Below are 13,226 nucleotides of genomic sequence, written 5' to 3'. Positions count from 1 at the left end.
GCCGTGTCGTTCTGGAAGACCCTGTTTGGCGGCGGTGGTGGGGCAAAGCCCGAAGAGCCGCCGCAACAGGTGGACTACAAAGGATTTGCGATCACGCCGCTGCCAATTGAAGAGGGCGGTCAGTACCGGATCTCTGCGCGTATCGACAAAACGGTGAACGGCGAAGCCAAGACGCACACGCTTATTCGAGCCGATGTGATCCGGGACCTCAATGAGGCGAAAGAGGCGTCTGTCAATAAGGCCAAGCAGATGATCGATCAGATGGGGGATCACCTGTTCTGACGATCTGTCCTTGGTCTTTGCGATTTTGTTCAATGAAGACTGAAAAAAATGATGTGACCGTCGGTGTTTGCCGGCGGTCTTTCAAGTTTTGGGGTTAACAACTAGATTGAAAGTGTCTGCCACAGAGGGTGGGCGTTGCACGTAGAGTTCGAAAATGAAACGTTTTTCTTTGGTTATGGTGGCCGCTTTGGCGGCATGTGAAGCAACAACGACCAGCAGCGATGGTGGTTTTGTGGTTTCCAACGGAGCCCGGGTTTATTCGGTGAACCAGGATGTGTTTGAGGTGACCGCGCGTCCGGGTAATGAGATCAACCAGTTCTGGTGCGGAGCGGGTGAATATGCCAGTCGTGTCTTGGGAGCTCCTGCGAATGCGCGCATTTATGTTGTTGGTGAGGCCGGCCCGGGCACCGTGGTCGAATCGCCTAATGCGATGCAGTTCTCGCTCCTGCCACCGGGGCAAGCCAGTGGCGCGACCGGACGTCAGAGCACCTGGGGGCCTGATCTCGGCGAGGATGAATTTGTTGGCGATGCGCGCTATCGCTGTGTCCGCCGAGTGGATTTCTTTTCAAATTAACCCTGGACAGAGCTTGGGGCCAGTTTGATTTGCCTGACAGTTTTGCAAGCACGCCTTCGGGGGGCGCCGCCAAAATAGACCTTGATGCACTTCATGCTTGCGCTAAGACGGGACTTAAGCTGCTCGAAAGGATGCTGGTATGGTAAAACGCTTTTTGGTGTCACTGATAATTTTGGCTGGATGTGCCGAATTGGGTGACGGTGGCTTTGTGACCGCTGGCGGCACACGCGTGAATCCGGTGAATAGGGATGTGTTTGAAGTCATCGCACGCCCCGGCAACGAGAAGAACCAACTCTGGTGCGGGGCCGGTGAATATGCCCACCGCGCGCTCGGTGCGCCGTCCAACGCCAAAGTCTATGTTGTCGGCGGCGCAGGGCAAGCGGTGACAATGAAGGCGCCGACTGCGGCGCAGTTTTCGCTTAAGCCTGCCGCGCAGGTGGAGAGTGCTACCGGTCGCGACACCCGTTGGGGGCCGAGGCTCGGCCAATCCCGATTTGTGGGAGATGCGCGTGGACGTTGTAACCGCACGCAGTTTGATGTTTCCTTCTAAAGGATGTGTCGTTTGAGAACGGCCCAAGCAGTGTGCGAAGGTGTGTGTGATGCGTGGTTTTAAGTTTGTGCTGCCGCTGGCGCTGATGGCCTGCGAAGGCACTGGCTCCAGCGCTTTTGTCACCCGTAATGGCGTGCGGGTGAATCCGGTCAATGAAGCCGTGTTTGAGGTGCTGGCGCGCCCGGCCGGGCGGGCGTCAGATTTTTGGTGCGGGGCTGGCAATTACGCGCGGCGCGCGCTGGATGCCCCTGACACGGCGCTGGTTTATGTGGTCGGTGGGGCAGGGCCGGGCGTCACTGCGAAATCACCGGATGCGGCTCAGTTTTCGCTCACACCACCTGCGCGGACAGAAGGCGCCACTGGACGCGCGGCCTCTTGGGGGCCAGAGCTTGGTGCCTCAGCGACTGTTGGGCGTGCCCGCCGGAGCTGCCGAGATCTGGCAACAAGCTCAGATGATTGAAGTTTGCCCGTGGGCGGGGCAATCTGCGTGTCACGCATAAGAGGGCTGAACATGCCGCAAACTGAGTTTCAGATCACAACCCGTGGCCCGGGACTTTATGAATTTACCCGCGATGTGACGCGCTGGGTTGCGGCACTTGGGGCTGAGGCAGAGCAAGGTCTTCTCACGCTTTTTGTGCGCCACACCTCCTGCAGTCTGCTCATACAGGAGAATGCCGATCCTGAGGTGCAGAGCGATCTGCAGGCGTTTTTTCACCGCCTCGTGCCTCCGACCAGCGATCCGTCGATGTCATATCTGACCCACACCTATGAGGGGCCGGATGATATGCCCGCGCATATCAAGGCGGCGATGATGCCGGTGTCGCTGACCATTCCTGTGAGTGGCGGGGCGCCCGCGTTGGGCACCTGGCAGGGGATCTATCTCTTTGAACATAGAAATGCGCCGCACAGCAGACGTGTGACGGCGCATTTCAGTGCATGATTGGATCAGCTCTCTTGCCTCAGGTCTCTGTATACCACAGTGACGTAAGAGATGCAGCGGGAAAGAAAAAAGCCTTTTCCCCCTATGGCCGATATTGGGGCGCGCTTTTGCCTCTACCCAAAGAATTGTAGCTCCCCTATAGTAGCTGTGGATAAGTTGAAAAAACGCCCTAGCGTCGGGACATGGCGCAAAGGTGAGGCCCAAAGCAGCTGATACAAGGGGAAGTCTATGCGCTGTCCGTTTTGTGGAAATATCGACACTCAGGTGAAGGATTCACGCCCAGCGGAGGACCATGTGTCGATCCGTCGGCGTCGCTTTTGCCCGGCTTGCGGGGGTCGGTTCACCACCTATGAGCGGGTGCAGCTGCGCGATCTGGTCGTGGTGAAATCCAACGGCCGCCGCGAAGATTTTGACCGCGACAAGTTGGAGCGTTCGATTCGCATCTCCATGCAGAAACGTCCGGTCGAGCCAGAGCGGATTGATCAGATGATTTCCGGCATTGTGCGGCGTCTGGAGAGCATGGGGGAGACGGATATCCCCTCCAAAACCATTGGCGAAATTGTCATGGAAGCGCTCGCCCGGATCGACACGGTGGCCTATGTGCGCTTTGCCAGCGTCTATAAGAACTTCCAGGCCGCAGACGACTTTGATAAATTTGTAAGCGAACTGCGTCCCGATCCTGCTCCTGAGGAATAATTGTGACTGATCGCCGTTACATGGCGCTGGCCCTGAGTTTGGGTCGGCGCGGTCAAGGTGTGTGCTGGCCCAACCCTGCGGTGGGCTGTGTCATTGTGAAGGACGGGCGTGTTGTGGGACGGGGCTGGACCCAGCCCGGTGGCCGCCCCCATGCGGAGCCTGTCGCGCTGGCGCAGGCGGGGGAGGCGGCCCGTGGCGCGACGGTCTATGTCACGCTGGAGCCGTGCTCTCATCATGGTCAGACCCCACCCTGTGCCGAGGCGCTGATTGCGGCGGGCGTGGCGCGGGTGGTGATTGCTGTGGAAGACAGCGATGCGCGTGTCTCCGGCCGTGGGATTGCCATGCTGCGGGAGGCGGGGATCGAGATCACCATGGGCGTGCTGGCCGATGAAGCGGCGCGCGACTTGCAGGGCTTTTTCCTCAAGACCGATCTGGGGCGTCCGTTCTTGACGCTGAAGCTTGCCACCACGCTGGATGGGCGCATTGCCACCGCATCAGGGGAGAGCAAGTGGATCACCGGTGCTGAAAGCCGTCGTGCCGTGCACGGGATGCGGATGCGCCATGATGCGGTGATGGTCGGTGGAGGCACGGCGCGGACGGATGATCCTTCGCTCACGGTGCGGGATCTTGGCGTCTCACACCAGCCTGTACGCGTGGTGGTTTCGCGCCGTCTGGACCTGCCGTTGATGAGCACCTTGGCCCGCACGGCCAAAGATATTCCGGTTTGGATTGCCCATGGCGAGGACGCTGATCCCGCGCTGATGCAGACTTGGCGTGATATTGGCGCGGAGCTACTGCCTTGCGCCCTTGAAGGCGTGCAGCTGTCGCCCACGGCGGTGCTTCAGGCATTGGGCAAGCGCGGCATCACGCGGGTGTTCTGTGAAGGCGGCGGCGCGCTGGCGGGCTCGCTGCTGGCCGCGGATATGGTGGATGAGTTGATCACCTTCTCTGCAGGCGCGGTAATCGGCGCTGAAGGTCATCCAGCGATTGGGGCCATGGGGCTGGCACGGCTCGCGGAGGCCCCGCGCTTTGATCTGGTGTCCCACCGTGCGGTCGGCCATGACATGATGTGCACCTGGCATCGTGTCGAGGCGCAGCGCAACCCGCGCTACAACCTCTGAGACTTTCTGCCTTTTAGCGCCGCCAAAGCGCCTGATAGCTGGCAAACCGCCCCTGCAGTTTTGACAGCAGCCGATTGCCCAAACCCGGATGCGGAATGTCTCCGCTTGAGAGACGCAGCAAGGCGGTTTCCGCGGTACAAGGCAGGCCGCTGACCGGGTCGCGATAGCGCGGATAGTCGATCAGCGCTGCATGAACCAGCCCTTCAAGGCTCGGCTCTGCGCGGCGGCGGGCAGGGGGGCTACCCAGATCGGTGGTCAGGCCCCATCCGGCATAAAACGGGCTGCCAAGAGTGGTGACCTTGCAGCCACGTAGGAGCGCCTCAAAGCCGGTGAGGGAGGTCATGGTCCAGATCTCCTGCACATTGTCCAGAAGATAGGCCATATCAGCTTGATCCAGCACCATATCGGCAAGGGCGGCGGCCTCTTCAGGATCCACACGCCCCGTACGCAAGCCGGCCTCCACATCAGGGTGGGGTTTGAAGAGGATCTGCGCCTCCGGATGGGCCGCGCGCGCGGCGCGCAACAGGTCGAGATTGCTGCGCACCTCGCCATTTGCCCCCTTGAGAATGGAGGCGTCGTCTTCGACCTGTCCGGGCACCAGAATGCGATGGCCTTCGGGCAGAGCGGGCTGTGCGCCGCCCAGATTGTATTTGCTCACCTGTGCAGAGCGTATGGTCTTGATCAGCGCCCGCGCGCGGCGCTCCTGATCCGGACGCAGGGTTTCCCGCGCGGTGATCAGGCGCTCAAGGCGGCTTTCCTGTGTGGGGTCGTAGTAGATGCCCAGATCGTCACAGACCAGCGAGAGCGGCGGCACCAGTTCAGCTCCCAACCCGCGGGAGCGCAGAAATCCGTCTTCCAGCCGCACCGCGCCCTCCGGCCCTTCCTTGCTGGCCCAGACCATATTGCGGGCCTCTGAGGATCTGCGCTCAAACACCATGGCTTTGTGCTGGCCAAAGAAGCGCTGCAGCGGTTTGCGTTTCCAAAGGCGCATCGCGTGGCCGTTCCAGCCCCGGCGGTCCTCCCGCCAGGCACGGGTTTGCGCTGCAAGCTGCTCCAGCGTGTCTTCCAGCTCGCAGAGTTCATCTGTGCAGGGATTGTACCAGGTGGGATAGAGGATCATGGCCGCCGCAAAGAGCTGTGCGCGGGTCAGGCGGCGCTGGCGGCGATAGAGCGGAAACTCATCGTCGGTCAGATCCCATCCGGCATAGAACGGCTGGCCAAAGACGCGCGGCCTGTGGCCCGCGAGGATGGCTTCAAAGCCCATCTGGGACGACACGGTGTAGACCGCAATCGCGCCATCCAGCAGGGACCACGGGCTATGGGCCGCGTCACAGAGGCTGACCCGATCGGTGATGTGATCCTGACTGTAGTATCCCGCCCGCGCGCCCTGTTTGGTTTCCGGATGGGTTTTGATCAGGATGCGCGCACCGGGGTTTTCCTCCTGCGCAAGGATGAGCATCTCCTGAAAGCGCGCCGCATTGGCACCGCTGGCCACCACAGCCGCGTCATCACGCGTCTGATCGATCACCAGCACATATCCGGGATCTGGGGGGCGCAGGGTATCGTCCACGGCAGCATATTTGGTGAGATGGCTTTCTTTTAGACGGGCGATCGCACCCCGCGCGCGGTCAAGCAGAACGGTGTCATCCAGCGGATGGTGTTTGAGCAGCTTTTCCAGATCAGACGGTTCGGAAGGGTCAAAATGCGGGACCGTTTTATCAATCAACAGGCCCATGGGCGGCTCTTTGGCGATGCGCCCGGGAAAGAGCGAGCGCAGGAAGGCATCCTCGACATAAAGACATGGCGCCCCGGTGCGTTCCGCCATGGCAAGGCCACGGTGGGCGGTCGGGCTGTTGCCCCAGATCGCGATGAGATCGTCTTCATTAGGGCGGCCCAGATGCAGGTTGTAGCCCGCAAGGCTCAGAATGCGGCGCAGGCGTTTTTGAAAGAAAAACCCGCCGTTGAATGCAAAAAGCCGCCGGGGTGTACTGCTCCCGGCGGCTTCGTTTTCATATGTGTTGCGCACAGTTAGCCGCCTAGGCTGCCAAGGCTGCTGAGCGTGTCAGCCGAAGACAGGGTGCCCGTGATCGCGGAAATGGTTTTGTCCCAAGTGGTGATCGGCGCTTCGGTGACATAGAGTGTGTCGCCGTCGCGGATGACAAAATCCCGTGCCATGAACATGCCGTTGGGCTTGGTCAGATCCAGCACGTAGACCATGCGCTGCGCACCGTTCAGATCCTGGCGGCCCAGCACGCTGTTGGCGATCACGTCTTCTTCGTTGCGGAAGACAAAGACGCCGGTGGGGTCACTGTTGGTCGGGGTGAGGCCGCCAACCTGCGCCAGCGCTTCGATGGCGGAAAGATCCTTGGAGAAGAAATTCACGCGGCTTTGTGTGCCGGTCGCGCCCAGAGCCGTGAAGGCGCGGGTGTCTTCTTCGACCAGAATGCGGTCGCCGCCGCGCAGGGCGATATCAAGGCTTGGATCATCATAAAGATCCTGGAACCAGATCTGCCCGCTGGCGCTGCCGCGCAGGATGGTGATCTGGGCAATTTCGGGCACGATGGTCACACCGCCGGCCTGCGCCAGCATGGTGGACAGCGTGCGGGTTGGGCGCTCGATCGGGTAAACACCCTGCGCCCCTACAGCGCCCACAAGGGAGACGGTAGCACCATCACCTGCGGCGCGGCGCACTTCGACCTGCGGATCCGGGGTCTGCTCTTCGAGCTTGGACGAGATGATGCGGCGGATGCCTTCAGGGGTGTTGCCCGCAGCGCGGATGCGACCGGCGTAGGGCACAAAGATGAAGCCTGCGCCGTCGACCTGCACCTCTTCGAGGATCGCAGCGACCTGACCTTCAGGGCCCAGAAGCGGTTTGTCGACGTTTTCCCAGATTGTCAGCGCCAGCACATCGCCGGGGCGGATAGTGTCAGAGCCAAGCCGGTCTGCGTTCTGGAAGCTGTCAGAGAATCCCAGCGCGGGAACAATCGCGGTTGCGCGGGACACACGGTCATTGACCTCAACGATGAAGGCGTCACCCTCACGCTGTACGGAACCGGCGAAGATTTCTTTCTTGTTTGGGCCGGACCGTGGCACCAAACTGCAAGAAGCCACAAGCGCCGCGACCGCGACCATTGTGGCGCATTTCCCCATACGGGTAGCAAAGACTTTCACTGCTCGGTCTCCTCGACCTTATATTTTTCTGCCTCAGGTTTTTTCGACAACTTATCGAAATAGAAACCAAAAATCCAGCGCTAGACTTAGTGGTTACTTCGTCACCAGCCGCAACTGTTGCCGCGGTGCCGCTGTGCCGGAGGCGAGCGCATTGTAGGGATCGTCAGGAGAAAGCATCATATCGACGACCTGCCGGAGCAGTTGCCGACGTGCGCGGGCAGAGTAAAATCCGCCGGGCACCTGACTGGTTTCCAGCAGGTAGCGGCGATAGGTTTTATAGGCGCGGTTGTCCGGGCGGCTGGCACCGGCGAAGAACTCGGTCAGAGGTTGTTTGCTGACAAACTCGGGCTGGTCATAGACCGCGCTGCCAAAGGCTTTGAGAGGAATGCCGCGCCAGAGCACCTGCTGCGCGGCTGTCGAATTCACGGTGACGGCAGAGCGCGCATCATTGAGCAGCTGGGCCAGTTTGCCGCCGCGCACATAATGCACGCGGTCCTCAACATTGTGCTGCCGGGCAAGTTTGCGAATCTCCCGCCGCAGGGGCACGCGGCCGTCTTCAAGCGGATGCGCCTTGAACACCAGATGATGGTGCTGCGGTGCGCCAGCGGCAAAATTCTCAATCACCAGCGACAGGAAGTCTGTCATGCTGTCAAACGGGGAATGGGACTGAAAGCTGCTGTCGTGTTCCAACTGCAGCAACGCGAGGTGATAGGGGAAGCCGCCAAAGCGGATGCGCAGCGTGGCGATGCGGCGCTCCAGCGCGTGGGCGGGCATCATCAGAAGGCGTTGAAGATAGAGGCGAAATTCCCGCGTGACCGGCAGCGCCCTATGCGGGCGGAAGTTGCGGTAACGCTGGTTCGTGAACATCACAAACCAATGATAGAGCGCGCCATAAAACACATGCTGGCGGGTGTCGCCCCAATGGGCCGGGGGCAGCGGGGCCTCCATATCCGACAGCTCCAGCGCGCGCTCCATCTCGGGGATGGTCATGTCCATCAGGCGCGAGTTGCCATTGGAGCCGCCACGCTCATAAGTCACCCAATAGGGGCGCAGATAGCCCTCTTCAAAGACATGCACCTGCACACCGGTGCGTTTGGCGATCTCCACCGCACGGGCATGGATGGGGCGGGTGTCCCCATAGAGCACAATATCGGTGATGCCTTTCTCCGCCAGCAGGCTCTCAAAGGTGTCCGGCCAGTTTTCCAGCGTGTCGCGATAGGGAATGTAGCTTTTGCGGGCGGGCCAGAAGGCATGATCCCCGGCGTTGAAGCCGACACGCCAGACCCGCGCACCGGACCGGCGCAGCATCCGCCCAAGCGCCGCAAAAAACGGGCCGTGCGGTCCCTGTAAGAACAGGAAAGTCCTATCTGTGCCGGTGGTATTCTTCATAGTCGCCAACCCTATACGCCGGAATTTAAGCAAATGTTACCCTTTCCGCGTGGCAAAATTATGGTCCAGAGGGGGCTGCTTGTGGCTCTGTTGGCCGTCCTGACGCCCGCCATGGCTTGTCTTGGCGCGCGCTGCGGCTTAGGTCTTACGCAAATCACCGGATTGTATTGGAGCGGCTCGTGTTTACCGGAATCATCACCGACGTTGGCAAAATTGCGGAATTGGAACAGCGGGGCGATCTGCGCGCGCGCGTCAGCACGGCCTATGACACAAGCAGCATCGAAATAGGCGCGTCTATTGCAAGCGACGGTGTGTGCCTGACAGTTATCGCCATGGGCGAAGGCTGGTATGATGTGGAAATCAGCGGTGAAACCGTCTCCAAGACCAATCTGGCGGCATGGGAAGCTGGGCGCCGTGTGAACCTTGAACGCGCGCTGAAGTTGGGCGACGAGCTTGGCGGGCATATTGTGTCTGGTCATGTGGATGGCGTGGCCAAGATCGTGAAGATGACCGACGAAGGCGACAGCACGCGGTTCACCTTTGAAGCGCCGGAAGCTTTGGCGAAGTTCATTGCCCCGAAAGGCTCTGTTGCGCTCAATGGCACCTCGCTGACCGTGAATGAGGTGGATGGCTGCACATTTGGTGTGAATATCATTCCGCACACCAAAGAGGTCACCACCTGGGGCGATGCGAAAGAGGGCGATCTGATCAACCTCGAAATCGACACGCTTGCACGCTATGTGGCGCGGCTGTCTGAGATGGGCGGCTGAGGCCTGATCCCGTCACCCCGACAGACAAGGCTGCGGTTGTCGTGCTTGGTTGTGGGGACTGAAGAGTTTGAGGCGTCGCAATGCTGCGGCGCCTTTTCTTTTGCACGCGAGCCTCTGAGCCGCAGCCTCACCACATATCGCCAACAGTGAAGCCGTTGGGGAACGGATCACTGGGGTCCAGCGTGTAATTTGCCGTGCCGTAAATCCAGCCCTGGCCAGACAGGCTCGGCACGATGGCTTTGTAAGGCCCAACCGTGGTTTCGCGCAGAATACGTCCGGTGAAGGTGGTGCCCAGCGGGCCCGCATTCACATAGTCCTGACCCACAGCAAGCTGGCCGCGCGCATGCATGACCGCCATCTTTGCGCAGGTGCCCGTGCCACAGGGGGAGCGGTCCAGAATGCCGCTGGCCGCTTGGGGCTGCGCGGGATCAAACGGGCCGGTGGAAATAGTGATTGCGCCGCGCCCGTGGGTGGCCGGATCAATCGGTGGCCCCCAGAGATTGGTGATGGTTGGGCCGGTGATCGCGGGGTTTTCCGGATGCACAACGGGGAGCTGCTCTGCGGTGGCATGCCGAATGGCTTCGCTGACGCGCAGGATTTCCCCACCATTGTCACCGGAGAGATCCACACCCAGTTTCGCGGCCTCCGCCAGAACAAAGAACATGCCACCCCAGGCCACATCGACAGTGACGGTGCCAAGGCCTGTAACTTCGACCTTTGCATCCAGATGCACGGCAAAGGCCGGCACGTTTTCAAAGCTGACCGAGGTGACTTTGCCCTCCTTGCAGGTGGCGGTGACTTTGATGAGGCCAGCGGGGGCTTCCAAGGTGAGTTCGGTCACAGGCTCCACCATCGGCAGGATGCCGGTTTCCAGAAGCACAGTGACCACACAGATCGTGTTGGAGCCGGACATCGGCGGGTATTCCTGCTGCTCCACGATGATGAACCCCATGTCGGCGTCTGGATGGCAGGGTGGTACGATCACATTGCAGCAGAGGCCCGGGTTGCCGCGCGGCTCGCGCAGCATCTTGAGGCGGATATCGTCGTGATGGGCCTGCATATAGCTCATGCGCTCAAACACGGTGTTGCCGGGAAAATGCGGTACGCCGCCGGTGATGACGCGCCCGGGCTCGCCTTCGGCATGGGCTTCAACAGCGGTGATCAGTCGGTTTATGCGCATGGTCTGTCCTCTTCTTAAGGGAGAGCCTATGCGTAAACCGGGGCAGGGGGCCAGCCCCCTCACTTGCGCAAAGCGCAAGCACACCCCCGGGATATTTTCTGCAATGAGAAGCTGTTGGGAGGCTTTCTTGGGCAAGCTCTGGGTACAAAGGAGGGCGATTTTGCACCCGGGGTGGCCGTTCCTGCACTTTCATTCAGAGCACGCATGGTCTATCTGGGCGGCAACAGTGCGGAGATGACAGATGTCTTTTGAACAGCCCGGCCCCGTTGAGCAAAGCCTGCGTGATGCGATCAGCCCGATTGAGGAGATCATTGCAGAGGCGCGCAATGGCAAGATGTATATCCTTGTGGACCATGAGGATCGTGAAAACGAAGGGGATCTGATCATCCCGGCCGAATTCGCCGATGCGGCGGCGGTCAACTTCATGGCCACCCATGGGCGCGGGCTGATCTGCCTTCCCATGACCGCTGAGCGGATTGACACTCTGGGCCTGCCGATGATGGCGGTGAACAACTCCTCGCGTCACGAGACCGCTTTCACCGTATCCATCGAGGCGCGTGAGGGGGTGAGCACCGGGATTTCCGCCGCAGACCGCGCGTTGACCATTGCCACTGCGATCAATGAGCAGAACACCATGGCGGCGATTGCCACGCCGGGGCATGTCTTCCCGCTGCGGGCTAAGCGTGGCGGTGTGCTGGTGCGCGCCGGTCACACCGAAGCCTCGGTGGATATTTCGCGCCTCGCAGGCTGTCACCCCAGCGCGGTGATATGTGAGATTATGAACGAAGACGGCACCATGTCCCGCCTGCCGGAACTGGTGGAATTTGCCAAAAAGCACGACCTGAAGATCGGCACGATCAGCGACCTGATTGCCTATCGTTCACGTGTGGACAATGAGGTGGTGGAAACCTCGCGCGAGACCGTGACCTCGGAATATGGCGGCGATTGGGAGATGCGCATCTTCACCGATCAGATCCATGGCATCGAGCATGTGGTGATGATCAAGGGCGATATCACCACACCAGAGCCGGTTCTGTCGCGCACCCATGCGCTGCATGAGGCGGGAGATGTGCTGGGCCTTGGGCCAAAATCGGTCAACGAGCTGCCCACCGCCATGCGCAAGATTGCCGAGGAAGGCCGCGGTGTGGTCTGCCTGTTCCGCGAAGTGCGCCACAGCCTTTACGCCGATGAAGACGAAGGCCCGCGCATTGTGAAACGCACAGGACTTGGCGCGCAGATCCTCTCCAACCTCGGTTGTAAAGAGCTGATCCTGCTGACCGATAGCCCGGAAACCAAATACCTCGGACTGGACGCCTATGGGCTGTCCATCGTGGGCACACGCCCCATTCTCTCGGAAGGATAAGACCATGGCAGGCGCAGAAAAACACTACATCATGCCGCGCGCAGAGTTCGACAAGCCGGTCAAGCTCGCCATCGTGATGTCACCTTACTACAAAGACATCGCCGACAATATGCTGGCGGGCGCTGTGGCGGAGATTGAGGCCGCAGGCGGCACCTATGAGGTGGTCGAAGTGCCCGGCGCGCTAGAGATCCCAACCGCGATTGGCATTGCCGAGCGCATGAGCAACTTTGATGGCTATGTGGCGCTGGGCTGTGTGATCCGTGGCGAGACCACGCATTATGAAACTGTCTGTAATGACAGCAGCCGCGCGATCCAGCTTCTGGGGCTGCAGGGGCTGTGCATCGGCAACGGCATCCTGACGGTGGAGAACCGCAAGCAGGCCGAAGTGCGCGCCGATCCGGAAGATCAGAACAAAGGTGGCGGTGCGGCCGCTGCGGCCTTGCATCTTGTGGCGTTGAGCCGTAAGTGGGGCGCTCAGCGCAAGGGAGTCGGCTTTTTGCCCGACACCGAAGAACTCAAGATCGCTGGTCAACTCAAGGACAATCCAACGGCATGACCCTTTCAGGTAACCAGAAACGTAAGATGAAATCCGCCTCCCGGCTCTATGCGGTGCAGGCGCTGTTTCAGATGGAAAGCTCACACCAAACCGTAGATCAGGTGCGGGTGGAGTTTCTGGACCACCGGTTTGGCGCCGAGGTGGATGATGGCACGGACATGATCGAGGGCGATGCGGAGCTGTTCCGCAAAACCCTTGAGGATGCGGTGAACTATCAGGCGCCAATTGACCAGATGACCGACCGCGCGCTGGTGGCAAAATGGCCGATTGACCGGATCGACCCGACGCTGCGCGCGCTGTTCCGTGCGGCAGGTGCGGAGATCCTGCAAAGTGAGACCCCACCCAAGGTGGTGATCACCGAATATGTCGGCATTGCCGCGGCCTTCTTCCCGGACGGCAAGGAATCCCGCTTTGTGAATGCGGTGCTGGATCACATGGCGCGTGAGGCCAAACCGGAGGCGTTCTAAGCGCCTCCTTGCTTTCTCCAACTCATTAATCGGCTGTTAACCTTCGCGCGCCAAGGTGATCCGCGACGCGCGCGGTGGCGTATGCTGTGTGACGTGTCGTAGGACAAATATGTCGCGCCGGATTGGCTTGCCGTTTCTGACAGGCTGTCGTTTAATGAGCGAAAGGA

At 60.4% G+C, this 13,226-nt stretch carries 15 protein-coding genes; 11 read left to right on the top strand and 4 right to left on the bottom strand.

Annotation, left to right across the window (positions count from 1 at the left end; translation table 11 throughout):
* The first annotated feature begins 3 nt into the window (after nucleotides 1–3).
* The 7 genes from J7400_RS05895 to ribD all read left to right on the top strand — a co-directional run bounded on the left by J7400_RS05895 (nucleotide 4) and on the right by ribD (nucleotide 4,163).
* A complete protein-coding gene (locus J7400_RS05895; protein WP_209060742.1) occupies nucleotides 4–282 on the top strand; it encodes an HlyU family transcriptional regulator in 279 nt (92 codons plus the stop codon).
* 154 nt (nucleotides 283–436) lie between these two features.
* A complete protein-coding gene (locus tag J7400_RS05890) occupies nucleotides 437–856 on the top strand; it encodes a hypothetical protein (RefSeq protein ID WP_209060740.1) in 420 nt (139 codons plus the stop codon).
* A 139-nt stretch (nucleotides 857–995) separates the two neighbouring features.
* Complete coding sequence (locus J7400_RS05885; RefSeq protein ID WP_209060738.1) at nucleotides 996–1,406, top strand: hypothetical protein; 411 nt, start codon at nucleotides 996–998, stop codon at nucleotides 1,404–1,406.
* A gap of 49 nt (nucleotides 1,407–1,455) precedes the next feature.
* On the top strand, nucleotides 1,456–1,866 hold the full coding sequence (locus tag J7400_RS05880; RefSeq protein WP_209060737.1) for a hypothetical protein: 411 nt from the start codon (nucleotides 1,456–1,458) through the stop codon (nucleotides 1,864–1,866).
* A 51-nt stretch (nucleotides 1,867–1,917) separates the two neighbouring features.
* Complete coding sequence (locus tag J7400_RS05875) at nucleotides 1,918–2,346, top strand: secondary thiamine-phosphate synthase enzyme YjbQ (protein WP_209060736.1); 429 nt, start codon at nucleotides 1,918–1,920, stop codon at nucleotides 2,344–2,346.
* A 228-nt stretch (nucleotides 2,347–2,574) separates the two neighbouring features.
* Nucleotides 2,575–3,042 carry a transcriptional regulator NrdR gene (gene nrdR, locus J7400_RS05870; protein WP_058240424.1) on the top strand — a complete coding sequence of 156 codons (468 nt, stop codon included), beginning with the start codon at nucleotides 2,575–2,577 and terminating at the stop codon, nucleotides 3,040–3,042.
* Nucleotides 3,039–4,163, top strand: a complete 1,125-nt coding sequence (gene ribD / locus J7400_RS05865; RefSeq protein ID WP_348540146.1) for a bifunctional diaminohydroxyphosphoribosylaminopyrimidine deaminase/5-amino-6-(5-phosphoribosylamino)uracil reductase RibD — start codon at nucleotides 3,039–3,041, stop codon at nucleotides 4,161–4,163. The genes nrdR and ribD overlap by 4 nt, the downstream gene beginning before the upstream one ends.
* Nucleotides 4,164–4,176: 13 nt before the next feature.
* Here the strand turns inward: ribD and J7400_RS05860 are convergent, their stop codons facing one another.
* The 3 genes from J7400_RS05860 to J7400_RS05850 form a co-directional block, all read right to left on the bottom strand.
* A complete protein-coding gene (locus tag J7400_RS05860) occupies nucleotides 4,177–6,189 on the bottom strand; it encodes a capsular polysaccharide biosynthesis protein (RefSeq protein ID WP_348540120.1) in 2,013 nt (670 codons plus the stop codon).
* 2 nt (nucleotides 6,190–6,191) lie between these two features.
* Entirely contained in the window at nucleotides 6,192–7,295 is a 1,104-nt protein-coding gene (locus J7400_RS05855; RefSeq protein WP_209062011.1) for a polysaccharide biosynthesis/export family protein, read from the bottom strand.
* A 132-nt stretch (nucleotides 7,296–7,427) separates the two neighbouring features.
* Complete coding sequence (locus J7400_RS05850; RefSeq protein ID WP_209060731.1) at nucleotides 7,428–8,723, bottom strand: capsular biosynthesis protein; 1,296 nt, start codon at nucleotides 8,721–8,723, stop codon at nucleotides 7,428–7,430.
* A gap of 179 nt (nucleotides 8,724–8,902) precedes the next feature.
* Here J7400_RS05850 and J7400_RS05845 point away from each other — a divergent pair, with 179 nt between their 5' ends.
* Nucleotides 8,903–9,493 carry a riboflavin synthase gene (locus J7400_RS05845; RefSeq protein WP_209060729.1) on the top strand — a complete coding sequence of 197 codons (591 nt, stop codon included), beginning with the start codon at nucleotides 8,903–8,905 and terminating at the stop codon, nucleotides 9,491–9,493.
* A gap of 127 nt (nucleotides 9,494–9,620) precedes the next feature.
* On the opposite strand, the gene J7400_RS05840 is transcribed toward J7400_RS05845, so the two are convergent.
* Nucleotides 9,621–10,673 (bottom strand): proline racemase family protein, encoded by a 1,053-nt coding sequence (locus J7400_RS05840; protein ID WP_209060727.1) that lies wholly within the window; start codon nucleotides 10,671–10,673, stop codon nucleotides 9,621–9,623.
* A gap of 241 nt (nucleotides 10,674–10,914) precedes the next feature.
* Here J7400_RS05840 and ribB point away from each other — a divergent pair, with 241 nt between their 5' ends.
* The 3 genes from ribB to nusB are packed head-to-tail and all read left to right on the top strand — an operon-like array spanning nucleotide 10,915 to nucleotide 13,059.
* Complete coding sequence (gene ribB, locus J7400_RS05835; protein WP_209060725.1) at nucleotides 10,915–12,036, top strand: 3,4-dihydroxy-2-butanone-4-phosphate synthase; 1,122 nt, start codon at nucleotides 10,915–10,917, stop codon at nucleotides 12,034–12,036.
* A 4-nt stretch (nucleotides 12,037–12,040) separates the two neighbouring features.
* A complete protein-coding gene (locus J7400_RS05830) occupies nucleotides 12,041–12,592 on the top strand; it encodes a 6,7-dimethyl-8-ribityllumazine synthase (RefSeq protein ID WP_209060723.1) in 552 nt (183 codons plus the stop codon).
* Nucleotides 12,589–13,059, top strand: coding sequence for a transcription antitermination factor NusB (nusB, locus tag J7400_RS05825; RefSeq protein WP_209060722.1), 471 nt, complete (start codon nucleotides 12,589–12,591; stop codon nucleotides 13,057–13,059). Before J7400_RS05830 ends, nusB begins: the two co-directional genes overlap by 4 nt.
* Nucleotides 13,060–13,226: the final 167 nt, after the last annotated feature.

It is taken from the genome of Shimia sp. R9_2, assembly GCF_017743735.1.
Taxonomy (GTDB): Bacteria; Pseudomonadota; Alphaproteobacteria; order Rhodobacterales; family Rhodobacteraceae; genus Shimia.
This window is presented reverse-complemented; position numbering and strand designations above follow the sequence as displayed.

What these genes read in the sequence shown, in the direction of transcription:
- J7400_RS05890 (WP_209060740.1), top strand. Translation starts at nt 437, where the DNA reads ATGAAACGTTTTTCTTTGGTTATGGTGGCCGCTTTGGCGGCATGTGAA.
- J7400_RS05885 (WP_209060738.1), top strand. Translation starts at nt 996, where the DNA reads ATGGTAAAACGCTTTTTGGTGTCACTGATAATTTTGGCTGGATGTGCC.
- J7400_RS05880 (WP_209060737.1), top strand. Translation starts at nt 1,456, where the DNA reads ATGCGTGGTTTTAAGTTTGTGCTGCCGCTGGCGCTGATGGCCTGCGAA.
- J7400_RS05875 (WP_209060736.1), top strand. Translation starts at nt 1,918, where the DNA reads ATGCCGCAAACTGAGTTTCAGATCACAACCCGTGGCCCGGGACTTTAT.
- nrdR (WP_058240424.1), top strand. Translation starts at nt 2,575, where the DNA reads ATGCGCTGTCCGTTTTGTGGAAATATCGACACTCAGGTGAAGGATTCA.
- J7400_RS05855 (WP_209062011.1), bottom strand. Translation starts at nt 7,295, where the DNA reads ATGGTCGCGGTCGCGGCGCTTGTGGCTTCTTGCAGTTTGGTGCCACGG.
- J7400_RS05850 (WP_209060731.1), bottom strand. Translation starts at nt 8,723, where the DNA reads ATGAAGAATACCACCGGCACAGATAGGACTTTCCTGTTCTTACAGGGA.
- J7400_RS05840 (WP_209060727.1), bottom strand. Translation starts at nt 10,673, where the DNA reads ATGCGCATAAACCGACTGATCACCGCTGTTGAAGCCCATGCCGAAGGC.
- ribB (WP_209060725.1), top strand. Translation starts at nt 10,915, where the DNA reads ATGTCTTTTGAACAGCCCGGCCCCGTTGAGCAAAGCCTGCGTGATGCG.
- J7400_RS05830 (WP_209060723.1), top strand. Translation starts at nt 12,041, where the DNA reads ATGGCAGGCGCAGAAAAACACTACATCATGCCGCGCGCAGAGTTCGAC.
- nusB (WP_209060722.1), top strand. Translation starts at nt 12,589, where the DNA reads ATGACCCTTTCAGGTAACCAGAAACGTAAGATGAAATCCGCCTCCCGG.